The organism is Limnohabitans sp. Rim8 (assembly GCF_943326455.1).
GTDB lineage: Bacteria > Pseudomonadota > Gammaproteobacteria > Burkholderiales > Burkholderiaceae_C > Limnohabitans_A.
This window is the reverse complement of sequence record NZ_CALPTI020000015.1, coordinates 1-25,690: the sequence shown is the minus strand read 5'-3', so window position 1 is coordinate 25,690 and position 25,690 is coordinate 1. Positions and strand designations below refer to the sequence as shown.

Sequence of the window (25,690 nt, the reverse complement as noted above, 5' to 3'; positions counted from 1 at the left end):
GCATCATCGAAAACTCACTGACCAATATCTTCGTGCATGCTTTTTTTGATTTTTTGTTCACTCATAGCGTTACGCAAACGATTGCTGTGACATATGATGTTTGCGATCCAATACGGGAAAATTCCATAACTAAAAATCGGGGCGGAGATCATGATTGCAATCAAAGACAATATACCAACTAGTAACTCTCGTGATTTAAAAAACAACCAACCCGCAAAGAGCACAACACCCACAACGCCAACCGCACTAATAGCCGCCGATGCTCCCGAACTGCCAAACTGTTCGAAGCTGGCACCAAATCCTCGACCAACGAGGTGATAGATTAAATTTTCGCTAGAGAAGAGATTAAAAAAGTCTCCGTATCGACCTTCAGCAGAGGCGTCGGAACCTAAATCCAAAACTCGACTCTCTATAAAAATAAATATCATTTCGAACTGCTCTTTACTTACAAAAATAATCGGCAGAAGGCATAATATTGGCGCAATAAACTTTTTATTAAACACAAGTCTAATGAAGATAAAAGTAGCAAACAAAAATCCCAACAACGACACAGATAGAACCATGGAAAACATGACAACTGCCTCTAGGAAACCGTATTTAGACTTCTTAGGATCCAGCATCGTCGTTAATATAAATAATGCATAGCAATAAATCGCGGGCTCGTAAAACAATCCCGCCGGTCTAAATATTGAACTCTCCAATCTTGGATCAATATCAGTAAAATAGTGATAATTGACCACATCTCCAACTGCATAAAAATAAAATAATTGTAAAAAGAAAAATGCAAGATGAATTAACAATACTATAATTATTTGATTTTGACTTGGCCTCAATTCTTTTTGAGACAGCAGGTATAAGAGAAAGCAGTTGATGAAGAGTGCGAAGACGGTTAGATAGTTCTCGCTCGAAAGGAGGCCGAAGGACGCATAGATTCCAGCTACCGCGAGCAATATTACCGGTATTGTCTGCAATGACTTTAGATCAAAAAAATATATCAATAAAAATATTATAATAATAATAAATGCCGCAATATCAAAAATTCGAACACCTGACTTATAAAAGTCAAACATTGAAAAAAACAGCAAAATGAGGAACTGGAATGCTGTTAACCACCAGGATCTGACTACGGAGTTGCGATCCTGATCTTGCAAGTTATTTCGACGCAGCACTCGAAGAGACCTTACCGTCAATAAGCCAAGTTAAAAAATCATGAGTCACTTTTTCCCATGAGTACTCTGCGAGTGCACGTCGATGCGCTGCTAGTGCAATCCGGGTCCGCTCCTCTGTGTTGTTAGCGTAGAAGCGTGCTAGTTCAATTGCCTCTTCGATACTATCGTAGTAAATTGCCTCTTTACCTTCTTCAAAGATTTCCCTCTGAAGGTTCAATCCAGCACGATCGCTCAGCAACATCATTCCAAAGGCAGCAGCCTCATATGTACGCATATTCCCACACTCGCTAGGAATATTACTCACATGCATGTTGAAGCCGATTTTTGTTTTGCGGTACAGCAACAATTTGTCCGCTTGAGTGATTGGTCGAACTGTTCGTAAAAAAGGAGGTTCACCAAGAAAGGGGCGGACATAACCATAATAGCCCTTCATCCGCCAGCGACCAAACAATGCTAGGTCGGATCCAAACGCTTGATCAAGAGCTTTTAACCTATCGATTTTTGAACCAGTGGGAGCCCCCACATAAGCCATAGTAATGGATCGGTTTCGAATTTCATCAAATGTTAGCCGAGGGTAATCAATAGGCTGGACAAGGGGGAGCCATTTAACTCGCTTGTACCCGATCTTTGCAAAGAGTTCTGAAAACCCCATCTGAGAGGAATATGCAGGCGATATATAGTAAGCAGCATCAAATGCCCAAAGATACGGAATGCCACGCACATAAGTCGAGTGTGGATCATCGGTAAAACCGAGTACTTTTATTTTATTTTTTAAGCCGTCAGCGAGAAGCTCAGGATGGAGCGGGTTGTAAGTGCTAAATATAACTACGTCGAAATCGCTTAGGCTATCTAACAGTGCCTGTGCAGCAGCCATGTACTTAGGATTCCGATTTCGGTACAGATCGTCGACATACTCAGCCTTAAGCATCGCTCGTCCGTATTGAACACTACCAAGCCCGTCGCGCAGGAGTCCTCGAAAAGAGCGGCGCAAACCACTCAGTTCAATCAATGGAAGGCCATGGACTTCGAAGCGACCAAGTTCACGAATTGCATCGAGTCGAAGCCCAAGTATCGCTACTTTAATTAACTTTTTCTGCATTTGATATAGGTTATAAATTACGGGCTAATAAGGGTATCGTGGTGAGTGATTACACAAGCTATAAGCGCCATAAAATAGCTGATATTCGCATGTTTCTATGCCTAGTCGGCCGCTAGATTCACCATCGTTCCTTGAGCAATCTATTTAAAGTTTTATGAATTGACGATCTTTCCACGGTCACCTATCAGTTGGAAGTTGCTTCTTGCCACCAAGTCCCACAACCAAGGTCGCTACACAACCAAGCGTATAGGCTGTGAGATAGGCCCAGCCAGAGCCGACCAAACCCCAGATTGGCAAGGACCAGGCTGCCAAGGTTAGATAAAGTAGATCACGTGGAGCGACGATGAATAACAAAGAGCGCCACATACGCCCAGAAGACTGCACCAACTGATAGGCCGTCACGCCAATCACCTCTGGGATCACCGACAACAATAGCACCAGCAGCAGTCCCTGCCCATCCTGAAAGCCTGGGCCATACAACTTCAGCACAGGGATCGAGACCGATGCCAGCAAAAGTACCATGAATGTCGAGAAGCTAACTCCCAAGATCAGGTTGGCTCGGAATATCTTCCAATATTCACTGCCCTCGTTCCGGCCCTTGAGACGGCTGAGCACTGAGGAGGCGACCGTATTAAGCAGGATGGGAATCTGCAGAACTAGTTGTCGCAGTTGATGAGCCACTGCAAACAGACCCACCCAGGCCAACCCGTCTGGCTGCCGAGCCACCAGCGCGGTCACACCCCAAAGACAGGGCAACGTGACCAAGCTAGCCAGTCCTGCTGGCAAGGCGAAACGCCAAATCAGCGCCCAGTCCTCCGGACGAGTCTCGCTGGAGGCTCTGATGTCATGTTCTCGGCAGCACTCATTGAGAGCATTGCGGAACAGCCACCAGCGCACAACCGAAGAGCATGTGAATGCAATTACCGCTCCATCCAGTGCCCAGAGCAATGCTCCCGCAACGGAAAGCGCACCATGAAACAGGCCGACCCAGGCGCCTGCCTTACTGATGGCCCGGAAGGCACCAAAGCCTTGCAGGGCTCCCTGAAGGTAAACCGTCTGCACTTGAAATAGCGTGCCGACCGATACCCACCTCAAGGCTGTGGCCACGTCAGGGTTGTTCAGCAGCCTATCCGCTACCCAAGGGGCAGAAAGGCCAAGAAAGGCGGTTGCTGCAGCGCCCGTAAGCAACGTGAATACTGCACAAATGTGTAACACACGGCTAATCCGATCACGCTCGGCATGAAGCCATTCGCCCACAAACTTGGTGCCAATAATTCCGACACCACCTTGGGCGACGCCTACTACAGTCATCACCGTCATGGTGACCAGTGCATACACACCAAAAGTCTTGAGACCAAGGACCCTAGCTAGAATCAATCCGGTAATCAGGACCGAGCCCTGGAAGGCAAAGGTCGAGATCAGGTTCCACAAAAACCCGGAAGCAAGCCTGCCCCGGAAAGCGACGACCGTAGCTCGTATCGTGGACGATGCAATGGAAATCATCTAGTCAAAGGCAGTACCTAGGTACCATCTTCTGCTTCAGCAGGGTGCAGTAGTGAAGCCAGGACGAATCACTCGTGGTGGTGATAGATCTTAAAACCAGCCGCCTTGACCATATGGTCGCGTCGCGCGGAGTCAAAGTCGGCATCGACCATCTCGTTGACCAATTCCTCAAAAGTCGTGCGGGGCGTCCAACCCAGCTTCTCGCGGGCCTTCGTGGGGTCGCCGAGCAATGTTTCCACTTCGGTGGGACGGTAGTACCGGAGATCCACACGGACGATGACATCCCCGCGCTTGCACTTGGCAAGGGACTTTGCTGCCACTTCTTCGACACGGGTCACCGTGCCGATCTCCTGGTCGCCCTCACCAGAGAACTCGACCGTCACACCCAGCCTCATCGCAGCACGGCGGATGAACTCACGCACGCTGTATTGCACTCCGGTGGCGATCACGTAGTCTTCGGGCTTGTCTTGCTGAAGCATTAGCCACTGCATCTCCACGTAGTCCCGAGCATGGCCCCAATCACGCAGGGCTCCAAGGTTACCCATGTAGACGCAATCTTGCAGACCCAGCGAGATGCGGGCCAGGGCACGGGTGATCTTGCGCGTCACGAAGGTCTCGCCGCGCATCGGGCTCTCGTGGTTGAACAAGATGCCGTTGCACCCGTACATGCCATAGGCTTCGCGGTAGTTGACCGTGATCCAATAGGCGTAGAGCTTGGCCACAGCGTAAGGGCTGCGGGGATAGAAAGGCGTGGTCTCCCGCTGGGGGATCTCCTGCACCAGGCCATACAGCTCAGACGTGCTGGCTTGGTAGAACTTGGTCGTCTTCTCCAAGCCCACGATCCGGATGGCCTCCAGAAGGCGCAGGGCGCCAAGGCCGTCGGCATTGGCCGTGTATTCGGGCTCCTGGAAACTGACCGCAACGTGGCTCTGGGCCGCAAGGTTGTAGATCTCGTCAGGCTGCACCTTCTGGACCGTGCGGATCAGGGCCGTGGAATCCGTCATCTCGCCGAAGTGCAGGATGAACCGTGGATCTTCCGTGTGGGGGTCCTGATAGAGGTGGTCGATACGGTCGGTATTGAACAGGGAGGTGCGACGCTTGATGCCGTGCACCTCGTAGCCCTTGTCGAGCAGGAACTGCGCGAGGTATGCGCCATCTTGGCCAGTGATACCAGTGACAAGCGCTTTTTTGCGAGGGGTGTTGGACATGATGGTGGATTCCTCAGAAACGCAGAGCGGCGATGGCCTCAACCGCCTCGGGGATAGGGTAATGATGGTTGCCGACAAACAGGCCGTGCTTGTCGATGTGATTTGCGTTCTCGAGGGAACCCACGACTTCGTGATCGAAATACTGCACCACTGGGTTCTTGGCGAAGTTGCCCGTCACGATAGGACGGCACTCGAAGCCCAGCTCGCGCAGACGCGCCAGGAGTTGAGGACGTGTCACTGCAGAACCGGGGCGGATCACGATGCTGAAGCCGAACCAGCTGCTCTCGCCTTGCTCGCGCTGGATCATCAGGTCGGGATGGTCAGCCATGCGGGCCGTCCACAGGGCGCCGTTACGGCGGCGCTCAGCGATCAGGTCAGGAAGTTTCTTGACCTGAGCGCTGCCCAGGGCACCTTCCATCTCGAGAGGACGCAGGTTGTATCCCGGCAGCACGAACTTGAAGGCTTCCTCGAACGGGTCATCGCTCTTGGTGCCGGTCACCAGGTTCTGCTGGGGCAGGTTGCGCGTCCACCCGTGGGCCCGCAGGCACAGCAGGATGTGATGCAGCTCTTCGTCATCCGTGCAGATCAGCCCACCTTCCATCGTCGAAATGTGATGGGAGAAGAATGTCGAATAGGTGCCCATCAGACCGAACGTGCCACACTGGCGGCCATCCAGGGTGGCGCCCATGGATTCGCAGTTGTCCTCCAGCAGCAGGAGCTTGTGCTCCTCGCAGATGGCCTGGAGCGCACGGAAGTCGCAGGGGTTGCCCAGCAAGTTGACCGCCAGTATCGCCCGCGTGCGCGGTCCGACGGCTCGCCGCACTTGCTCGACATCCATGTTCAAGGTTTGCAGATCGATGTCGACGAACTTCACCTTCAGGCCGTACTGATGCAGGGGATAGTAGGTGGTGCTCCAAGAGACCGCCGGGACGATCACCTCGTCGCCGGGGCGCAGCCTGCGGGACTCTTCCTTGGTGTAGAACAAGGCGGCGATCATGGCGAGGTTGGCCGACGAACCAGAGTTCACCATCAAGCTGAAGCGGCAGCCCGCGAAGGCCGCGAATTCCCGCTCGAACTGGGCCACGCGCGGCCCCATGCTGAACATGTTGGAGTCGATCACCGACTGGATGGCTGCGTACTCTTCGGCGTCCCAGGTAAAGGTCGCCAGGGGGAACTTGAATGTCATCGGATTTTCCCTTCCAAGAAAGACTGGTACGTGCGGGCAATGCCCTCGTCGAGGCTGACCTGGGGACTCCAGCCCCAAGAGGTCTGCAACGAGACATCGACGACCTTGCGTTTCATGCCGGTCGGACGGGAGAGGTCGAAGGTGAATTCGCCTTCCCAACCCAGCACTCGGCGCGCGGCCTCGTAATACTCTAGGATGCTGTAGTCCACACCGGTGCCGACGTTCATCAACGAGGGCATCTCGTCGTAGCGTTCGCAAGCCTCAATGATGGCGTCAGCCAGATCGCCGGCGTACATGAACTCACGTCGCGCCGACCCGTCACCCCAGATCTCGACCGACTGGCCTGCGGACTCGCGCGCCTCGTGGACCTTGCGGATGATCGCGGGCAGCAGGTGGGCGCGGATAAGATGGAAGTTGTCGTATGGCCCGAAGATGTTGCAGGGGATGATGGACTTGTACGCAAGCCCTGAGCTGGCCTCGCGGGCATAGGCGCAGAGCTTCAGCACCGCGATCTTGGCCACCGCGTAAGCCTCGTTCGTGGGCTCCAGCGCGCCCGAGAGGAGCATGTCCTCCGTGAGGTGTCCCGCATGGTTGGCCGGATAGATGCACGAGCTGGCCAAGTTGACCAGCTTGCGCACGCCGACCTTGCGGGCAGAAGTCACCACGTTGAGGCCGATGGTCACGTTCTCGACCATGAAGCCCCAAGGATCCGCACGATTGGCCTCGATGCCACCGACCTTGCCTGCGGCATGCACGATGACATCCGGCTGAATGCGCTCGATGGCCGCGAGGACGGCCCCGGCGTCCATTAGGTCGAGTTCCTGGCGCGTTGGGGCATGCCACTCATGCCGGGCTGCGCGCGCATGCTGAAGCACGTTCATGCCCACCATGCCCCGACCTCCGGTGAGAAGGATCTTCATGTCTGCTTTCTCCTCAGTCGCTCAACGATGCGCCACATACCAGGACAAGGCCTCGTCCAGGCCTTGCTTCAAGGTGTGGGAAGGTTCGTAACCCAGGAAGCGGCGGGCCTTGCTGACGTCCGCCTGGCTGTGCCGGACATCGCCAGCCCGGAAGTCACGGTAAGTGGGCTGGGCGTCACGGCCGACACCTTCCGCCGCCAAGCCGTCCCTGAGCAGGCCATAGAGCTGGTTCAAAGTCGTGCGGTCGCCCACGGCGACGTTGTAGACCTGGTTGCGGGCTTCCGGATCGGTGGCCATTGACGCCAGGATGTTGGCTTGCACGGCATTGGCCACGTAGCAGAAGTCCCGGCTGGTCTCGCCGTCGCCATTGATGAACACCGGCTCGCCGGCGATCAGGGAGGACGTCCACTTGGGGATGACGGCGGCGTAAGCCCCGTTGGGATCCTGGCGTCGGCCAAACACGTTGAAGTAGCGCAGGCCGATTGTGGTGAAGCCATAGCTTCGGGCGAAGACGTCGGCGTAAAGTTCGTTGACGTACTTGGTCACGGCATACGGCGAGAGGGGCTTGCCGATGTTGGCCTCGACCTTAGGCAGCGCAGGGTGGTCGCCGTAAGTGCTGCTGCTGGCGGCGTAGGTGAAGCTCTTCACTTGCGCGTCGCGAGCAGCCACGAGCATGTTAAGGAAGCCGGAGATGTTGGTCGCGTTGCTGGTGACCGGATCGCCCAAGCTGCGGGGCACTGAGCCCAATGCCGCCTGGTGCAGCACGTGGTCCACGCCTTCGCAGGCGCGCTTGCAGTGGTCAAGGTCACGGATGTCGCCTTCGATGAAGGTGAACCGATCCCATTGCTGGGCGTCGACCAGGCTGCGCACTTCATCCAGGTTGCGACGGTGGCCAGTGGCGAAGTTGTCCAGCCCGATCACCCGCTGATCCAGGCGCAGCAGGTTCTCCAGCAGGTTGCTGCCGATGAAGCCCGCGACTCCCGTGACCAACCAGGTGCGTGGCTGGGCCTTGAGCGTTTCCTTGACTTGCTGATACCGGTTCATGCCTGCCCCCTCACAGACGGCCATCGGCCGCACCCAGAGGAAGAAGCCCCTTGACGTCGAACAGCACGGCGCCCTGCTTGCCAAAGGCCTTGATGCCCTGCTCGCCCAGCGCGGCGAACTGATGGTGGCCAACAGCCAGCACGATGGCGTCGTAAGCGCCTTGCGCCGGGGCCGAAGTCAAGCACTGCACGCCATACTCGTGACGGGCCTCTTCCACGTCGATCCAGGGGTCGTAGATGTCCACGCGGACGTTGTACTGGCCCAGGGCTTTCACGATGTCCACCACCTTGGTGTTGCGCACGTCAGGGCAGTTCTCCTTGAACGTCAGGCCCAGCACCAGGACATTGCCGCCCAGCACCTGGATATTCTTGCGCAGCATCAGCTTGACCGTCTCGTCCGCCACATGGCGGGCCATGCTGTCGTTGATGCGCCGACCCGCTAGGATCACCTCGGGGTGGTAGCCCACTTCCTGCGCCTTGTGGGTCAGGTAGTAAGGGTCGACGCCAATGCAATGGCCACCCACCAGGCCCGGGCGGAAGGGCAGGAAGTTCCACTTGGTGCCTGCGGCGATCAGCACTTCCTGGGTGTCGATGCCCAGCTTGTGGAAGATCAGGCTCAACTCGTTCATCAGGGCGATGTTCACATCGCGCTGCGTGTTCTCGATGACCTTGGCGGCCTCGGCCACCTTGATGCTACTGGCCTTGTGCGTGCCCGCGGTGATGATGGCGGCATACAGGGCGTCGACCTCATCAGCGATGGCCGGGGTGCTGCCGCTCGTGACTTTCTTGATCGTCGGTAGACGGTGCTCCTTGTCGCCAGGGTTGATGCGCTCAGGGCTGTAACCGCAGAAGAAGTCCTGGTTGAACTTCAGGCCGCTCACACGCTCGAGCACCGGCACGCAGACTTCCTCTGTGGCACCCGGATAGACCGTGGATTCATAAATGACGATGTCGCCACGCTTGAGGGCCTTACCCACCGTCTGGCTGGCCCGGATCAAGGGGGTCATGTCAGGGCGGTTGGCTTGGTCGACCGGGGTGGGTACTGTGACGATGTAGATCTGGGCCTTCGCCAGGTCGTCAGACTGATGGCTGTAGGTAAGATGCGCGGCCTCTGCCAGCTCTTCAGGGCTGCACTCGAGGGTGTGGTCACGGCCGGAGCCCAGCTCTATCACCCGTGCCTCGTTGATGTCAAAGCCGATCACAGGACGCTTCTTTCCGAACTCGACGGCTAGCGGCAAACCAACATATCCCAAGCCAATGATTGCGATTGTTTTATTCATGAATTTTTAACTTAGTACAGAAACTCAAAATTCTCGTTATCCAATTAATCCATTTCTTCCGTATGTATCCTCAATACGCACTATGTCGTCTTCGCCAAGGTAACTGCCTGACTGAACTTCAATAATTTCTAACGGGATACTGCCGGGGTTTGCCAGGCGATGGACTTCACCCAGTGGGATGTAGGTAGATTGGTTTTCGGTCAAGGTCAACACCTTGTCGCCGTTAGTAATCTCGGCGGTGCCAGTCACCACAATCCAGTGCTCGGCGCGGTGATGGTGTTTCTGCAAGCTGAGGCTGGCTTTGGGCTTGACCTGGATGCGCTTAACTTTGAATCGCCCGCCTTCGTCGATGGTGTCGTACCAACCCCATGGGCGATGCACTTTACGGTGCAGCGTATGCTCTTCGCGTTTTGTTTTCTGTAGTTGGGTGACGATGTGTTTGACATCCTGGCTGCGGGTTTTGTCTGCTACCAGCACGGCGTCGGGCGTTTCCACAACGATCAGGTTTTCAACCCCCACCAGGCTAACGAGTCGGCTGGTGGCGTGCACCAAAGTGTTGTTGCTGTCAGTGGTCAGTACGTCGCCCAAATGGGCATTGCCAGCTCCGTCCTTTGGCAAAACATTCCAGACTGCGTCCCATGCACCCAAGTCATTCCAACCTGCATCCAGCGGGACCATCTTGATGGGAAAACTGCTGCCTGGGCATTGCTCCATGGCGGCGTAATCGACGGATTCGGACGGAATGGCAGCGAATTCAGCCATGCCAGGGCGCATAAATTGGTTGTCTGTGCTGCGCTTGTCCCAGGCGGCCTGCGTGGCCTGCAGGATGTCTGGGCGGAACTGCTCAAGTGCTTTGAGCCACACCGACGCTTTGAGCACGAACATGCCAGCATTCCAGTAGTAGCCACCTTCGTTCAGGTAGGACTGAGCTGTGTTGGCATCAGGCTTTTCTACAAAGCGGCGGACAGCATGTACGCCGGCATTCGTCTCAGCTTGGTTGATTTGGATATAGCCATAACCAGTCTCTGGCTTGTCTGGTGTCACACCCAAAATGACGATGGTGCCGTTTGCAGCCTCTCCCACTGCTTGTTGCATGGCAGCGGTGAAGGCCGCTGCATTGACCACCGTTTGATCTGCGGGTGAAACGACCAGCACAGGGTCTGCGTCACCCTCCATGGCCGCCAGGGCTGCCAAAGTAAGCGCTGGTGCAGTGTTTCGCCCCACAGGCTCAAGCAGAGCAAAGCCCAGTTCAATGCCTGCTTCACGTAATTGCTCGGCGGCCAAAAAGCGGTGGTCTTCACCCGTGACGATGATGGGGCTGGCAACCGCAATGTCTGCATTGCCCAAATGATTCAGTCGCAGGGCAGCTTGCTGGAAGAGGCTTTCGTTACCGGTCAGGCACAGGAATTGTTTAGGAAAACCGGTACGGGACAGTGGCCACAAGCGGGTGCCAGAGCCGCCGCAGAGAATGACAGGGGTAACTTGAATCATGCGTTTTGCGCTTTCTGGGCATCCCCACCAGGACTGCTCATTTCGAGCTTAAGGGCTTCAATTTCAGACTGAAGTTGTTCGTACTCCATCATTTTTCGCTTCAGGAATCTGCCTGCCAACAGGGCCTTTTCTGCAATACCCTGCGGCGTGAGAGCATAGATGTAGCCGAACTTGTTCTTGCTTTGGCTGAAGTTATGCACCTTCACCCAGCCTTTATCGATGAGCGCTTTCAAACAGTAGTTCAGCCCGCTGGTGCTGATGCCCAATTTTTCAGCAATTTCGCGCTGGGTCATGTCGGGGTTGTCTTGCAGCATACGCAAGACTCGGAAATAGGTGTCTTCCTGAAGCTGGGATCGGCGGCTGGTCATGGGATGAGGTTTTGGCCACGCTACCGCCATGCCGTGTCACGATCGGCAAGCGCGTTAGGAGCTGTTCCGCTGGGGAACGTTTGTGCGAATTCGCATGATTTTAGGGTTTTCCTGATGGGTTTTGTATGTCAGGCTCAAAATATTTATCGAAAACATTATGGTTCTGACGCTTCACTGACGTCTGCCGGGCTGGTTTCGGCCTGCTGCTGGACAGCCTCTTCCATGCTGACGGTGTTCACCACCAGCTCGAACTGCTCCAGAATCTCGGGCTCGTGCCGCTGGATATAGCTTTTGACGGCATCGTTGGCCAGCAGCTTGGTGAGGTAGCCTTTGGCCACCACCAGGTTGAGTAGATCGGAGCCATAGTTCTGCTCGGCGTCTTTGTACTGGGTGTGTACCTGGCTCATTTCCTTCTCAAGCTTGACGATCTGCTCGATGGGTGAGGTCTTGTCTCGCTCGGCAGGCTTAAGGTCGGCGCGCTGCTCAGGTGGCGTGGCTTTAAGCAGGGCTTCGGCATGGGCCACGGTGATGGTGTTACTGGCCACCATGAGCTCTACCGCTTCCACCTGTCGGGCCGCTTTCATATTGCGCAGGATGCGGGTGACATCTGGGGTGAACTGCTTGTCTTGCAGCAGGTCGATGGCCTCGGGGCAGATGCCTTCGAGCAGGTTGATGCGGCGGTTGATGGAGCTGAGGTTGACGTTAAAAGCCCTGGCTAAACGCTCACGGCTGACGCCCCGGTCGATCGCGCGGCGCAACATGTAGTGCTCTTGCACCGTAGACAAACGGTTGATCCGGTGGTTGTATGAGAAGGTTTCGTCGTCTTTGGCCATGAGGCAGGGTGCCGTTTCCATGCCCAGCTCTTTGAGAGCCAACACCCGCAGGTGACCGTCGAGCAATAGGAACTCTGATTTTTTGGGGTCGGGCTGGATGACAGACAGGGGCTCGATGAGCCCGATTTCGTGGATGGACGAGACCACCTGCTTGTATTTGCGGGTGCTCATGGTGCCGTCCATGATCTTTTTGCTGGGCAGTAAATGGTCCAGAGGCACCTGGTAGGTTTCCAGGTCAAAACCCAGCAAGGTGTTGAGGGGCTGCATGGGCAGGTCAGGGCCGCCCTCCCCTTCGCCCTGGTTTGTGGGCCTGTAAATGCCGGGGTACATCTCTGCGATTTTGGGCTGTGCGTTGCTGCTGGGGTTCATGCGGGTGCTCCTTCAAAGTGGTTGATGCGCTCGGCCAGGTACTTGGGCAATGTGTCGAGACCCTCGGCGCGCAGCAGAGTGACAAAGTTTTCGTCGGCAAAGAGTTTTTTGAGGCCCTGCACCACCAGCAGCAGTCGCTGATGAGCATGCTCGGCCTTGAGGACCATCTTGCGTTGGCGCTCCACCTCTTTTTGGTAGGTGCGCACCAAGCTGTAGCTGGAGGTGGGCGGCTTGATTTGCGCCGCGTTGGGTGACGATGGACCTAGTTCTTGGCGTTTTTCAATCAGGCGCTTGGCCTCGATGATTTGGCGGCCTTTGAGCTGGCCGTTTTCATAGGCTTCTTGCAGCAGGTCGCCCAGGTTGGATTCGCCGCCCTCACCGTTGGCGTTTTGCGGGTCGTTGGCACTGGCCCGGGCAATTTCAAGCGCGGTGGTCAGCGGGATGGAGCCGCGCTGCACGCCCTCAATCAGGCGCTCTTCGCCCTGCTCCAGCAAAAAGACGATGTCGCGCACGTATTTGGGAGACAGGCCCGTCTTTTGGATGATGACGTCGGCCGTGTAGCCCCGCTCGCGCAGCAGCTCAATGTCAGCCAGGATCTCCAGCGGCCGGTAACCCCGCCGGGCGATGTTTTCGGCCAGGCTCATGATGAAGGCGTCTTCATCGCTCACGTCCACCACCAAGGCGGGGATGTGCGTCTCGCCCAGGATGCGGAAGGCGTTCAGGCGCCCTTCCCCGCAGACCAGCACGTATTTGGGTTGGCCATCCTCACCGGCCCGCTCGGCCACGGTGATGGGTTTTTTGAGGCCGATGAGCTGGATGCTCTCGACGATCTCCTCAAAGACCTTCATATTGCGGTCGCGGGAGTTGAGCACCTCGATGCGCGCAATGGGCACCAAGCTCACGTTTTCAGGAGTGTCGGTCATCATGTAGGCCTCCGTGGGGTTTGGATTGGGGTGGTGAGCATGGGGTAAGTCCTTTCAGGTTGGTGGAGTGGGTTTAAAACTTGCGCTGCAAGCGTTCGCGCTCTGACATGCCGTAGAAAAAGTTCAGGTCGTCAAACCGGAAACACTCGAAATTAGCGCTGTTGCGGTTGCAGACCCGGATTTCTTGCTCAGGCAGGTCCAGGCGGGGCAGCAGGTAGTAGTCGAGCTCATTGGCGTTTTGCGCATCCAGTCGCACCGCGACGGTGATGTCGGGACTGAAGCGTTCGGTGTCAAACCGGATGCGCCAACGCTGCTGGCCATTGGGCAGGGTTTGACAGCGCGCCAGCACAAGGCTGATGACCAGCTCGTCGTTGAGGGTGAGCAAATCTGTCTTGCCGTCGCGGCGGACACTGCCGCCCAGCTCAGCAATGGTCTCTTCGGTGCGGCGCACGATCTCGGGGTGGAGCTGGCGCAGCCGTCGGTTGATTTCGATGAAGCCCTGGTCGCGCGAGGTGTGGAACCCCACCAGCTCATAAGCCCGGGTGAGGCTGCCAAAGCGGTGTGCGTAGGTAATGGCGCACGGCAGCCCAGGGGCCTGGTCGATGATGAAGCCTGACAAGGTGCCGCATTCGGCATAAAGCTGCTTGAGGTGAGCCAGCAACTCTTCGTCGCTGTAACGGCGGGTGCGCTCAGCCAGCACTTCTTGAGCTTTGAGGAAGGTGTCCAGCGGTACGATGCCTTCAAACGCACCCTCCTTGCGGATCCACATGGCTGGCGGGTTGTTGACATGCAGCTTTTTGAGCTTGAAGGAGTGGCGGTTGTAGACGTTGTTGCCGATGTACTTTTCGTTGGTGAGCACCTGGCGCACGGTGCTGTACGTCCAGGGCCGCTGGTTGTCGGTGCGAATGCCTTGGTCGTTGAGCCGCTTCGCAATTTCGGCCAGGGGCAAGTCGTCTTGGATGAACCAAGCGAACATCTGCAAGACCATGGCCACTTCGTGATCGGGGCCGGGCATGAGGATGACCCGGTCAGTCTGAAGGCTTTTGTGCTCGCCGTTTTTGAGCTCGCCTTTGATGGCGCCGGTCTGGTCAATCAACACCCGGCGCAGGCCGTACCCTGCAGGCCCCCCTTGACGAAACCCCATCTCGATGAGCCGGCACTGGCCGGCAAAAACCTTGGCTGACAGCTCCCGGCTGTATTCCCCCGCCATGGCGCGCTTGACGCCTTTGACGATGGTGGAGACGGGTGAGCCGTCGTTTTCAAACTGCTCGGCCACGTAGGCGACCGCGATACCTTTGCGCTTGCAGATGTATTCGTAGTAAGCCGACTCGTCCGCATCTTGAAACCGCCCCCAGCGGCTGACGTCGTAGACCAGGATCAGGTTGAAGTCGGTATTGCCGGCTTCGACATCGGCGATGAGCTTTTGCAGGGAGGCCCGGCCGTCGATGGACAGGCCGCTCTTGCCCTCGTCGGCATAGGTACGCACGATCTCAATGCCACGCCGGTCGGCGTATTCCTGAATCTTGTCAGCCTGGTTATGCGTGGAGTACTGCTGATGCTCGGTGGACATGCGCACGTACTGGGCGGCACGGAATGTTTTGGGTGGATCTTCTGAGGTCATGTGGACTTGTGGACTGCTTGGTTCTGTTCGTTCGGACCATGTTGGATTCGAAGCGGCAGAGCTATCAAGTCATTTCTAGACCTGTTTGCAGACTTTTTTGCGATCAGCCACATTTACGCAACTGGCCAGGCTCAATGCGCATGGACACGGGCTTGTTGAGCATGGACAACAAGATCATGGAACGCCGCTCTGCGTCGGTTGTTTGGTAGATGGCCTCGATGCCAGCGAAGGGCCCATGGGTGATGACGACCTTGTCGCCGGCGGCAAAGAGGGCCTGAGGATTGGACTGCTGCAGTTGCTCGCGCTCGTGAAGTGTGTTGATGAGCTCGGCGTCAACCTTGGGCGGGTGACCGCCAAATTTGACCAACTCGCGTACGCCCAGCGTGGAGCGAATAGGCGACCAGCTTTGGCCTTGGCCGCTGGTGTCCAGTTGCACAAACACGTAGCTGGGGAACATGGGCTCGGCCACCACCACCGGTTTGCCCCGGCGGACCTTTTCTACATGCAGCATGGGCATGTAGCAACGGAAGTTCTGTCGCTGCAGGTTGGTGATGGCAGTGTCTTCTTGGCGGGCTTTGGTGTGGACCAGGTACCAGGCGTGTTGAGGTGGCAGGCTGAGGTCAATGGCTGCCGTGGCTTTGGCAGGTGATGACGGAACAGGCTCCTCTGTTGGTGTAGGAGCAGCACCCTTGACCTTGGGGGCTGGCTTCAAGTCTTGCCGCTCGGCGAGTTTGAAGACCTCGGGGTTGCTTTCTTCGCCTTGGGTGTTGACACTGAGGTCGAGCGAGCGAGCAATGGCTCGGATTAGAGGCAGTGGCCGCTCGCGTTGCAGCACCTGCTTCAGCAGGGTTCGCAACTCGCGCTGCTCGAATGCTTCCAGATCTTCCAACCGGTAGTGAACGGACAGGCCGTTCTGGAATATGGGCAGCCCATCGTCTTTCCAGCGCAGCTCTTGCAAGCTGCCGGGGGTCAGGCCCAAGCGCTCGGCAGCTTCTTGTGTCGTCAGCAGCCGTGGAGTCATGTTTTGTTTATCTTGTCTGTCATGCCAGCATGAACGCTCTGCCGGGTGAACAAGTCAAGCGGAACAGACAGATTGCACAGACCTGTAAGCAACACAGGCAGATCTACGCCAGAAACGACAAAAGACCCCGTCTGCGACTCACCACCCCAGTGGGGATGATGGACGCAGACGGGGTCTGGGAATGATCAAGGTTCGGGCACTACGGTCTGTGCTGTGGCCTGCGCTTTGGCTTGTTCGGCATACCAGCGCTGAAACGACAGCACCATGAGCGTGGTGTCGGTCGCATCACGGGCTAATTGGTCACAGCTGATGATGGCCGCATCTCGGTCGGGATCAGGTACAAGGTTGGTGGGGGCGGCATCAGCGCTGGGGGGAGGCTCGGCCATGGTGGGCATTGGACCGGCTGGATTGCTGGGCGGGATGCACAGGCTGAGAGAGCCATCGCGCAGCACAGGGGGACGGCGCGCCAGCTTGGATTTTTGGGTTTCATAGTCGATCGAAATCTTCTGGTTGATGCGTTCTTGTTGGGTTTGAATCTGGGCTGCCTGCAGGGACTGCTGTAAGGACTCGGCCTGTTGCTGTAGCCGCTCAGCATTCCAGGCTTGCTGGACATGCCGTTGGCCCAGGACGAATCCGGCGGTGAAGATGGCCAGGCACAGAAGCAGCTTCAGAACCAACCGCCAACAAGGCCAAGCACCAAGTGCACTGATCAGGGCAATGGCATTCATAGGTCACCTCCGTCCAAAGCTTGAAGCTGGTGTCTGTCCATCACAGCAATCAATTTGTTTGCGTATTCGGGATCGGTGGCATAACCTGACTGAGCCAGGGCCCTGGCGAATGCCGGAGCACTGGTGCATGCAAAGCAGGCCTTGTACCGGGGGTTGCGCTTGAGGAACGCGGCGTGGTCATCGATGCTGGCCTGCCAGCTTGGGTATTTGCGCCACAAAGCAGGCACCACCACCCACTGACCCTTGATGAACTCCTTGGTGTTTATGGTCAGTGTTGGTCCGCGCCAGAGGCTGTCTGCCTTGATGCCAAAGAGGTTGTTGCCTGTCTTGGCCAGACCAGACTCCCCCCAAGCCGACTCCAGAGCAGCCTGCGCAATAGAGATGCTGGCCAGAACACCCGTGGCTTTGGCCGATGCCACAGCACCCGGCGTGAGCCGCATGATGAATTCACTGGGAATCACAGCAGCTCCTTCACGTCTTTGGCTACCTCATCAATGGAGTCGTCACGGCGTTTATCGATGAAGGCAAACGTCCAACGTACCATCGCCCATCCCGGCAGGCCACAGGCAAAGATCAACCCACCCAGGGCGCACAGCCCCATGGTTGAGAAGGCCCAGTGATGAAGCCCAAAGTGCTCGACAGTGATGGCGCCACCGCCGATGCTGGACACCACGGTGCTGATCAGCCCAACGGCCCACTCCCGTTTGTTGCGAGGTGGCGTCATCAACATGACCACCACTGCAGCCAGGGTGGCTCCACTGGCTGCCGCTGCTGCGGTTCCACCAAATGCTTTGTAGGCCACCGCTGCTCCGGCGACCCCGCTGCTTGTAGGTTCTGGCATTCGTTTCTCCAAAAGAAAAGCCGCCAGGGCGAACCATGGCAGCGGTCAATAAAAGGGGCTTGATCAGTTCAGGCGGCAACAACCGCAATCGGGAAGGGCTTGGTGGGGCTATCCCGAGGTGCTCTCGCCTGCTCAGAAAACCCGAAAATGTCCTTGCGCTCCTCGCGCAGTTCACCCTCGATGTGAACAGGCACTAGCCCGGTGAGGAACTCGATCCCGGCGGCAAAGATGGGGAGCGCATCCGAATAGGCGTTGTCACAGGACACGTCCCACAGCGGCCCCTCCAGGAACATGCACGCCCCTTTGCAGATCTGAAGAACCGGGCAACCCGGGCATTCCTGCCGGTGGGACCAGTGCGCTGCCGTCTTGAGGGTCACGTCCTGCATTTGGTTGGTATGCCCAATGCGATGGGGCTCACCGTTAGGCGCCACAGCTGCCGCACTCACGTTCTGGCAAGTCAGGACGTTGCCCTTGAGGTCCACGGCCATGGAATCGGTGCGGTCCATGCCGCATTTCTGCCCCAGGCTTGAGGCTGGCCGCTTGAACCTCAAGGAATTCACGAAGGACATGGTCCGGTCCCGGACGCTTGAGATGCGCCCCGCCTTGCCCAGCCGGATCTCCTGAAATGCCAGTCGCCGAAAAGCGTGGAACTCTTCTGGCTTGAGGGACAGTGCCCGCCCCCCATCGTCATAGGCGTCCACAAAGCCGCCCTCCCCGATCAAGACGTCTGGGTCGCCAGTGAGCTCGGCAAAGAATGCGTGAATTGCAGCTCGGGACTGGTTGGATCGGTTGAGCATGGCGTTGAAGCTGAACCGCCCCTCAGGTGCCAAGCGCCGGTACAGCTCCAGGATCGCCTGCCTGGCCAGTGGGTCTTCCAATGGATCCGGGCCACGCACATGCTGACCTGGGCCATCGTGGGAAATGCTGACTGTGAATCCCAGGTCATCCAGCCATTCATTGACTTGCAGGTTCAGCAGCGAGCCATTGGTGATTACTGAGAACCTGGTCTGGGGATACTTCAGTCGCAACGCCTCGGCCAAGGGCCGCAGGGTCTTGATGTACACCAGTGGCTCCCCACCCCAGAACTCGATGGCCTCGGGTGGTGAGCGGACCCAACTGTCCAGTGACGCCATGAAACCCGTCACATCCTCTGGGTTGGTCTCGTCGTTGCGTGCGACGAAGCGCTGGGAGCAGTACTCGCAGGCGTAGTTGCAGGACAGACCCAGCGAGATCTTGAGGATGCGCGGAGAGGTTTTCCCAAGCGGTGCGTCCCGGGAGGTCACCTGTGCCACTGGATGCGGAGCCTGAAGACTGGGGTCTACCGTGCGGATCACTGACTGGCCCTTGAGGTCTGTCAGGCTTGAGTCCATGTTGTCGTAGAGCAGTGGCACCACAGTGTCTGTGCGAGGGTCCAATGCCGTGATCAGAAATTTAGCCATCGATTCGTTCCACCTTGATGTTCAAAAGCACCTGCACAAACGGGTCGTCCCTGAGGGGATCACCGGGATAGGGCTTCTGGAAATGAACGGCCCGGGCGTCAAAGGCCACCAGCAAACCCCTGTGGGGCTTGATCCAGTACTTGGCGTGTTGCTCCCAGGGCATCAGGCATTTGCCAAAGCCCGATGAACGCCAGTCCGGATTGCAGATGGCAAACGCATTCGGTCCGTATTGATTGACCTGCGACTGCAGGCTCTGCCCCGGATCGAGCTCCGGGCCATTGGGGAAGTACACCGCCTGCAAATGGCACTCATCCTCGTCCGAGTGCGGCATGATTTCCACGCCACGTGTGCGGACCACCTCGCGTCCTTGCAGACTTGTGATCCGTCCATTTGGGCCGATGAAGTCCTTTTGCAGCACGGGCAAGGCTTCTCTGGCCAGCATGGAGGCTAGGCTCACTGAGCCGTCAAAGATGTCGTGCGGCCTGCGGTCCCAGATCTCGGCACCGGTTTTCATGTGTTCATGAAGCCGCAGCAATTCCTTGCACAGGAAGAGATCAAAACTGCCACCCAGATTGAACGCCCAGATGCCTGCCATCGTCGGAAAGAGATCAAGCTTCATAGGACATTCACCATCAGGTCATCGGTGCCGGAGAAATACTTGAAGCCGACCTTGATCTTGGCGTTCTCACCCGCAGCCATGCCGTCCGGCCTGAAGCTGGTGGAACCCTGGCCGCCGACGGTTTTGATGCGTCGGCCGACCAGATAGCCCGCCGTCGCCTCGAGATACACCTCGGCATCCCTGTCCGTGATGGGCACACCCTCAGGCGTTTCCAGACGGAACCCGATGGCGAGCTCTTCGCTTGCGGCAACCTCGACAGAATGGCCGCCGACAAATCGGACAACGGGCAGCGTTTCCTCGCGCACCAGCGCCAGCGTGATCGCCGGAACGACTTTGATGCCGCGCCCTGCTTTGATCAAAACCGGATCAAACACGTTGAATCCCAGACTCCAGTCCTCCAGGGGCGAGGCCCTGAATGGCACCAGGATGTGGCCCAAGGGATGTGTTTGCAGGACCGAGGCGTGGTAAGCCTGCGCATCCATCTTGGAGGCCAGCGTGGCCACGTAGAGGTTGGGCGTTTGGACATAAACACCCTCGGGTGCAGCCGAGCGCTCCATCCGGCCCACAGGGGCGTACAGCATGAAGCTGGCGTGATCAGAAAACTCGGGGTGCTGCTGGAACGCCTGCAGGTCCAGCGTGCGCTGGTAGATCGGCTCTCCAAGTACCCCGAAATCGCCACGCCACTCCGTGATCAAAGACTGGTCGAAGTATTTGCCGCCGCCTGGGTGGTCCTTGGTCGGATCGCCGACGAACTCCCGCTGCATGATGGGACGCACGCTGTAACTCAGTCTGGTACCGTCAAGTGCCAGATCCAGCGCGAAGGGTGGGTTTTTGTTGCCTGTGTAGAGCTTCATGTTTCCTCCTCAACAGCAATCACAGGCGCAATTGCAGTTGTAACGCGTGGTCTGAGAACCAAAGCTGACCGTCGAGCCGCCATCAACAAGCCGCAACATGTAATAACCAACGTATGGGTTCTGATCCCCACAGTTGTAGTAATCGGCTGTATTGGCAACACAGTTGGGGGCACCCTGCCAACCCGCGCTCGGGTTGTAGCTTCTGAAGCAGTTGCTAACGGCGCTGAAAAAGTAGTCGTGCAGCCAGCCGTAATTGGCGGTCCACATCTGGCCACTGTTGTTCATGTACATGTCCCAGTTGCCATCGGATTTCAGAAATCCCATGAGCCCCTGGTTGTGGTGCAGGTAGCGCGTACCCCAGTCCTGGTCCACCATGTCCAGGTAGTTGGCCGTGCTGGAGATCTGCAGGCGTGGCACTGTGAGCGTGCCGGACATGGTGTCTCCGGTCTTGGCAACTCGGCTGGACAGATCGATCGGCACAGTGGAGTTGCCGTTCGCATCTGGCCCGTAGCCATTGACCGAGCGCACAAAGGCTGTGGAGTCATAGCCATCAAGCTTGTCAGCGTCGGCCGCCTTGGCCGTGAGCCCCAAGTAAGTGGCGTTGTGGTTGTGACCCAAGGCTGCGTAGGCCGCGTCGTGGTTATGCCCAGCAAGCGCAAAGCCTGTCGAGTCAATGCCATCGAGCAGGTCCGCATTGGCCACTTTGCCCACGGTGGCCGACAGATCAATGACCATCTTCCAAGTGGCGGGGCTGACCACGGTGAGGACGTAGAGCTTTTGCTCATCGGTCCGGAAGCACGGCATGCCCTGCTGCAGGTTCACCGTCGGAAATGATGTGCCACTGGAGAGCGACAACGCCGTCTTGTCGTTGTTCAGGATCTGGGACAAGGAGTCCGAGAGCGTCGTGGAGGATGGGATTTCGGTGTAGTTCTGCATTTGGTTTCTCTTCAGTAACCCTGTGCGACCCAGGAGATGGCCCCGGTCACTCGCGTGCCAGAGGTGCTTTCAAGAACAGCGGTGAAGCCGGTGATGGAGACCGAACCCAGGATTCGGGGGACGGCGATGGTGGTGCCACCCTTGAAAGTCAACGTAACTTCAGGTGCCACGCGGAACTGCCTGGTGAAGACCACGGCAACGCCATTGGCGGCTGTGATCACCTGCGCTGTGCCACGATCAAAGACATCGGGCACGTCCACCGTGACGCGCAGGCCATCGATGTAGCCACGGTCGGCATTGCTGGAAGTAAGGATCGCCCTGAAAAGCGCCCGCTGGTAGGTATAGTCACCCTGAATGAAATCCCGGAAGTTGGTATACCCGGGGGGATGACCGGACTCCAGGATGTCCATGAAGTCCTGCTCGGTGATCTCGGTGCTGGCCACGATCATGTCGCTGATGACGCCATTGGCTCGGCGCCGATACTGCTCTGCCAGGCCCAAGGCTTCACTGAGTCTGAGTGTCTGGGACCGTTTGAGCGCTTCGCCAATCGAAAAGCCTTCACTGATCGAGCGACGGTATGCAACCGTCCTGCCCAGAACTTCGGCAAATGAGAAAACTTCCGCCACCCGTTTGACCTGTGAGCGGGCCAGCGCATCACTCACGCCAAAGCTCTCGCCTTGCGGCTTGGTCATGGCCTTGGCAGGTTTCTCAGCCAAGCTAAAACTCTCGGACACCCGAAGGATGTAGGCAATGAGGTCGGTGTAGGTCTCGGCCAGCGCCAGCGTCTCGTATTTGCGCCAGACCAACTGCCGCGCCAGTCCCTCCCCCACCTGAAACACCTCGAACACGGCCTTTGTGCCGGAGCGTGCATACTTTTCCGAGAAGGTCAGCGACTCGACGATGCGCAGCACATAGGCAATCAGATCGGTGTAGGTCTCCACGAAGTTCAAGGTTTCGAACTTGTTGAGCGCCACAGCCCGGCTGGGCTTTTCTGCCAAGGCCAGGCCCTCGGAACTGCGCTTGATGCCCATTTTCTGAAACAGCTCGGCGAAGCTCAAATCCGTGGCCACGCTCAGGGCGTACACAGCTGGGTAAGCCGTTGACCAGTTCTTGCCTGCCGTGGCGCTGCTCCAGGCAAACTTTCCCGAAGTCCAGGTGTAGTTCGCCCCCGGGGAGCTGGAGACGTTGACGGTCTCGGCCATCTCAAGCGCCCAATCAGCTCATGGTGAAGGTGAAGACGGCAGTCAGGCTGTCGTCCACGCCTTTGTTCACCACCGGGAACACGACTCGGTCAAACATGGTGCCTGCCGAGGCTGCATTGAACACCCCGGCTTCGGTCAGAGCACCCGTGGCGTCGCCTGCAGGGTAGCTGGCCGTGAAGGTGAACACCTTGGTACCGGCCGTGTGGGCGTAGGTGGCCGCATTGCGCTTGATTTCAGTGACCAGGGCCGTCTGGGTAGAGGCAGCGGCCGTGGAGCCGGTACCCACTGCGATCCAGCCCATCACCCCGGGACGACTGGCCGAATTGCCAATGGCATCGGCCACGAAGTCGAAGCCACCGTTGACGATGATGTTGTCCTTGTGGACTACCTCGACTTCGCCGGTTGGCTTGGCCAGCAGCAGCGTGATCGAGCCCTTGATGCTCATGCCTTCTTCAATCATGGAGTTTTCCGTTTCATTAAACAAAACGGGCGCTTCACATTTCGATGCAACGCCCGACGTGGTGGTGAGGATTCAGGTTTTGGTTCAGTACAGCTTGAGTGCCGTATACCCGGCTGTGGGGAGCAGTGGGCTGCTTGCGCTTTGCACCTCTGCGCCCATCTTTCCGACAAAGAGCCTGCGCTCGGTGGCCGTCTGACACACGCCAATGCAAACTCGATCGCTCACGTTAACGGGGTATGGCACCACGATCCGGTTGAACAGGTGGTCTTCCAGAAAGAAGCTGCTTGTCACCGCATCAAACCCAACAAGCAAGCTCACCCCAGTGCCCGTGGCCATCCAGATGACCGATGTGGTGATCTGGTTCGGAATGAACCAGAAGCTCACATGGAACACCCCAGGAATGCTCACGCCCCAGGAGACCCTGGTCGTGTCCTTGATGAGCACGCCGCTGCCGTAGCGCCCGTCGCCATAGCTCACACCGACGGCTTCACCACTGGCGGGGTTGCCGTACCCAGCCAGCGCCCCATTGAGACGCCAACCGTAGATCTCACCCGGCTGCAGCGCATCCTCGCGCGCCATCTGAAAGCGCGCCTCAATGCTTTTGAGAGCGCCGTCATAGGTCCACTGCCGCTTGGCCGCATTGCTGCTCCAGACATAGTTCGCCGATGACCAAGTCTCCCGGTCGTCCAACGTGGCCCCGATGCTGGCCAGAAGTGTGTTTTGCGCCCGGTAGCTGGTGGGCAGGTTCACCTCGAACAGGTACTCGGACTGCGCCACGCCACTGTCCATGCGCAGCACATCCATGCTGTTGACCGACTCGACCGATGCGAAATGCTTCACCCCGGGAAACCGGGTCGCCTGCGCATCGATAGTGACCAGCAGATTGGCGTTTTGCAGCTGAGCCACCACGGTGGAGACGAAGGTGGCCTCATCGGAATAGATGCCGGGCGATGCGATCGCCTTGATCCAGAAATTGCGCTCGCCGTCGAAACCCGAGGGCAGCGTGAAGCTGCTGGACTTGACTTCGGCAATGAAAATCGACGTATCCCAGGCCGTGCCTTCACGCAGCTCGTATGCCACCACCTCAGGCTCGGCATTGGGCAGCCACCGAAACTCCAGCCGGTTAGCTGACTGCACCACATCGAACTGACGCACCGCAGCAGGCGCCAGCAGGGTCAACAGAAAGGTGGTGACATGCTGGCTGTACTTGCCCGAGGTGTCAAAGGCCCGGATGAAGTAGTTGTACTGGCCAGATTCACTCTGGTCATGCACAAGCTGGGTGCCAGCGGTCTGCCCAACCAGTACGCCAGCATCCCAGCCCGTACCCACCCTCACCTCGTACCCTGCCAGATCGGCATCGGTGTTGGCGCTCCAACTGAGCATCAGATCAGTCGTGCGACGCACCACCACAAAATCCTGCACATCATCAGGCGGCTGCAGCTTGCCCAGGATGGCCTGACTCAGCGTGGCCGAGGCTCCAAGCTTGCCGGACACCCCAACGGCCCGCACGGTGAACACATAGTCCCCGGCCTCGGCGTTGCGGATCTCCAGATAGGTGGCCGAGACCCGGGGCAGAGTGACGGTGTTGCCACCATTGACCCGGTAGCTCACCTGGTACTCCAGGGCCCCAAAGACTTGCTCCCAGCCCACCTGAATGAGCACCAGTGCCTGGTCCTTGACCCGGTACAGGCTCTCGGTCACCACCAAGCCCGTGGGCGCCACGGGCGTGGTGGAGAGCACCGTGATGTCACGCGGCTGCAGTGCCAGCCCCCGCTCAATGGCGTCGTACTTGCTCGGGTTATGGGCCAGTGCCGTGACCTCATGGATGCCTGGCTCGCTCTCTGCGACCTGCACCACCCTGAACAGTTGCGTCTCCACCTGCGTGGAAGCCAGCACCCAGATGGCACCCACCTGAGGTGCTACGGAAAACGCGCTGGTCACCCCGACCGTTCGGCCAGACAGGGATCCAACTTGGCGTTCCTCCACCGCTCCCATGGGCTGCAGCACAGAGATGCGCCACGAACCGGCGGGCAGGTCCTGGTCCAGCGTGACGCTTACCGTGGTGGCCGCAGCGATGCGCCCACCCAAGCGCAGGCCACCTCTGCTGCTGTCTGCCACCTTGATGACATCGCCGGGACGAACAACAGCGCCCTCCAGCCCCGTGCGGAACGTGATGATTTCCGATTCGGACTGCTCGGAGTACAGCAGCCACTTGCCCACCCGGTTGGCCTGACCCCGGGATGTGCAGCCCATCGCCACCACATCGGCCTGCACCACGCCGTAGCGGGCAATGCCTGCCATGTCCTCGACGTATTCCACCTTCTGGCGGTAGAAATCATCAGGGTCCACCCAGCTGACCAGGGCTACCGTGTGCCGGGCTTTTGCTGACGATCCTTGGTAGGCGAATTCGCCCCCCAGGACATTGGCAGCCGTGAACTGGTAGACCGCATCCTGCGGCGCGTCCTGGGTCACGGTGATGGCACCGCCCGACCAGTAAGCCATGCCCCGAAAGATCGAGGCCATGTCCTGCACCACCTTGTAGGCCTGCTCTCGGCTTTGCAGGTATAGGTTGCAGGT

At 57.7% G+C, this 25,690-nt stretch carries 24 protein-coding genes; all 24 read right to left on the bottom strand.

The features are described from left to right. Positions 1 to 14: 14 nt before the first annotated feature. On the bottom strand, positions 15 to 1,151 hold the full coding sequence (locus Q1M54_RS11000; RefSeq protein WP_300557204.1) for a hypothetical protein: 1,137 nt from the start codon (positions 1,149 to 1,151) through the stop codon (positions 15 to 17). A 1-nt stretch (position 1,152) separates the two neighbouring features. Further along, positions 1,153 to 2,268, bottom strand: coding sequence for a glycosyltransferase (locus Q1M54_RS10995; RefSeq protein WP_300557203.1), 1,116 nt, complete (start codon positions 2,266 to 2,268; stop codon positions 1,153 to 1,155). Positions 2,269 to 2,445: 177 nt separating this feature from the next. Further along, positions 2,446 to 3,771: an oligosaccharide flippase family protein gene (locus Q1M54_RS10990; RefSeq protein WP_300557202.1), complete on the bottom strand. Its 1,326-nt coding sequence runs from the start codon at positions 3,769 to 3,771 to the stop codon at positions 2,446 to 2,448. Between the two features lie 68 nt (positions 3,772 to 3,839). Further along, on the bottom strand, positions 3,840 to 4,979 hold the full coding sequence (gene gmd, locus Q1M54_RS10985; RefSeq protein WP_300557201.1) for a GDP-mannose 4,6-dehydratase: 1,140 nt from the start codon (positions 4,977 to 4,979) through the stop codon (positions 3,840 to 3,842). A gap of 13 nt (positions 4,980 to 4,992) precedes the next feature. Continuing rightward, positions 4,993 to 6,165 (bottom strand): DegT/DnrJ/EryC1/StrS family aminotransferase, encoded by a 1,173-nt coding sequence (locus Q1M54_RS10980; protein ID WP_300557200.1) that lies wholly within the window; start codon positions 6,163 to 6,165, stop codon positions 4,993 to 4,995. Beyond that, positions 6,162 to 7,085: a GDP-L-fucose synthase gene (locus tag Q1M54_RS10975; protein ID WP_300557199.1), complete on the bottom strand. Its 924-nt coding sequence runs from the start codon at positions 7,083 to 7,085 to the stop codon at positions 6,162 to 6,164. Before Q1M54_RS10975 ends, Q1M54_RS10980 begins: the two co-directional genes overlap by 4 nt. 21 nt (positions 7,086 to 7,106) lie before the next feature. After that, positions 7,107 to 8,129 (bottom strand): NAD-dependent epimerase/dehydratase family protein, encoded by a 1,023-nt coding sequence (locus Q1M54_RS10970; protein WP_300557198.1) that lies wholly within the window; start codon positions 8,127 to 8,129, stop codon positions 7,107 to 7,109. 10 nt (positions 8,130 to 8,139) lie between these two features. Continuing rightward, positions 8,140 to 9,408, bottom strand: a complete 1,269-nt coding sequence (gene tviB / locus Q1M54_RS10965; RefSeq protein ID WP_300557197.1) for a Vi polysaccharide biosynthesis UDP-N-acetylglucosamine C-6 dehydrogenase TviB — start codon at positions 9,406 to 9,408, stop codon at positions 8,140 to 8,142. Positions 9,409 to 9,444: 36 nt separating this feature from the next. After that, positions 9,445 to 10,899 (bottom strand): mannose-1-phosphate guanylyltransferase/mannose-6-phosphate isomerase, encoded by a 1,455-nt coding sequence (locus Q1M54_RS10960; RefSeq protein WP_300557196.1) that lies wholly within the window; start codon positions 10,897 to 10,899, stop codon positions 9,445 to 9,447. Beyond that, positions 10,896 to 11,267, bottom strand: coding sequence for a MarR family EPS-associated transcriptional regulator (locus Q1M54_RS10955; RefSeq protein WP_300557195.1), 372 nt, complete (start codon positions 11,265 to 11,267; stop codon positions 10,896 to 10,898). Before Q1M54_RS10955 ends, Q1M54_RS10960 begins: the two co-directional genes overlap by 4 nt. Before the next feature lie 155 nt (positions 11,268 to 11,422). After that, positions 11,423 to 12,469, bottom strand: a complete 1,047-nt coding sequence (locus Q1M54_RS10950) for a plasmid partitioning protein RepB C-terminal domain-containing protein (protein WP_300557194.1) — start codon at positions 12,467 to 12,469, stop codon at positions 11,423 to 11,425. Further along, the gene (locus tag Q1M54_RS10945; protein ID WP_300557251.1) at positions 12,466 to 13,392 is read right to left on the bottom strand and encodes a ParB N-terminal domain-containing protein; all 927 of its coding nucleotides are present in this window, start codon (positions 13,390 to 13,392) and stop codon (positions 12,466 to 12,468) included. Before Q1M54_RS10945 ends, Q1M54_RS10950 begins: the two co-directional genes overlap by 4 nt. Before the next feature lie 73 nt (positions 13,393 to 13,465). Beyond that, on the bottom strand, positions 13,466 to 15,013 hold the full coding sequence (locus Q1M54_RS10940) for a recombinase family protein (protein WP_300557193.1): 1,548 nt from the start codon (positions 15,011 to 15,013) through the stop codon (positions 13,466 to 13,468). A 103-nt stretch (positions 15,014 to 15,116) separates the two neighbouring features. Beyond that, entirely contained in the window at positions 15,117 to 16,034 is a 918-nt protein-coding gene (rfaH, locus tag Q1M54_RS10935) for a transcription/translation regulatory transformer protein RfaH (RefSeq protein ID WP_300557191.1), read from the bottom strand. A 185-nt stretch (positions 16,035 to 16,219) separates the two neighbouring features. Then, positions 16,220 to 16,762 carry a hypothetical protein gene (locus Q1M54_RS10930; RefSeq protein WP_300557189.1) on the bottom strand — a complete coding sequence of 181 codons (543 nt, stop codon included), beginning with the start codon at positions 16,760 to 16,762 and terminating at the stop codon, positions 16,220 to 16,222. Beyond that, positions 16,759 to 17,223, bottom strand: a complete 465-nt coding sequence (locus Q1M54_RS10925) for a glycoside hydrolase family 73 protein (protein ID WP_300557187.1) — start codon at positions 17,221 to 17,223, stop codon at positions 16,759 to 16,761. Before Q1M54_RS10925 ends, Q1M54_RS10930 begins: the two co-directional genes overlap by 4 nt. Further along, positions 17,220 to 17,603, bottom strand: coding sequence for a hypothetical protein (locus tag Q1M54_RS10920; RefSeq protein WP_300557185.1), 384 nt, complete (start codon positions 17,601 to 17,603; stop codon positions 17,220 to 17,222). Before Q1M54_RS10920 ends, Q1M54_RS10925 begins: the two co-directional genes overlap by 4 nt. Positions 17,604 to 17,671: 68 nt before the next feature. Next, entirely contained in the window at positions 17,672 to 19,042 is a 1,371-nt protein-coding gene (locus tag Q1M54_RS10915) for a radical SAM protein (protein WP_300557183.1), read from the bottom strand. Then, complete coding sequence (locus Q1M54_RS10910) at positions 19,035 to 19,661, bottom strand: hypothetical protein (protein WP_300557181.1); 627 nt, start codon at positions 19,659 to 19,661, stop codon at positions 19,035 to 19,037. Before Q1M54_RS10910 ends, Q1M54_RS10915 begins: the two co-directional genes overlap by 8 nt. After that, the gene (locus Q1M54_RS10905; RefSeq protein ID WP_300557179.1) at positions 19,658 to 20,515 is read right to left on the bottom strand and encodes a hypothetical protein; all 858 of its coding nucleotides are present in this window, start codon (positions 20,513 to 20,515) and stop codon (positions 19,658 to 19,660) included. Before Q1M54_RS10905 ends, Q1M54_RS10910 begins: the two co-directional genes overlap by 4 nt. A 9-nt stretch (positions 20,516 to 20,524) precedes the next feature. Then, the gene (locus tag Q1M54_RS10900; RefSeq protein WP_300557176.1) at positions 20,525 to 21,451 is read right to left on the bottom strand and encodes a hypothetical protein; all 927 of its coding nucleotides are present in this window, start codon (positions 21,449 to 21,451) and stop codon (positions 20,525 to 20,527) included. 11 nt (positions 21,452 to 21,462) lie between these two features. Then, on the bottom strand, positions 21,463 to 22,653 hold the full coding sequence (locus tag Q1M54_RS10895; RefSeq protein ID WP_300557174.1) for a hypothetical protein: 1,191 nt from the start codon (positions 22,651 to 22,653) through the stop codon (positions 21,463 to 21,465). A gap of 13 nt (positions 22,654 to 22,666) precedes the next feature. Then, positions 22,667 to 23,113: a hypothetical protein gene (locus tag Q1M54_RS10890; RefSeq protein ID WP_300557172.1), complete on the bottom strand. Its 447-nt coding sequence runs from the start codon at positions 23,111 to 23,113 to the stop codon at positions 22,667 to 22,669. Positions 23,114 to 23,197: 84 nt separating this feature from the next. Then, positions 23,198 to 25,690 (bottom strand): phage tail protein (locus Q1M54_RS10885; RefSeq protein WP_300557170.1); only part of this gene is annotated, 2,493 nt, incomplete at its 5' end.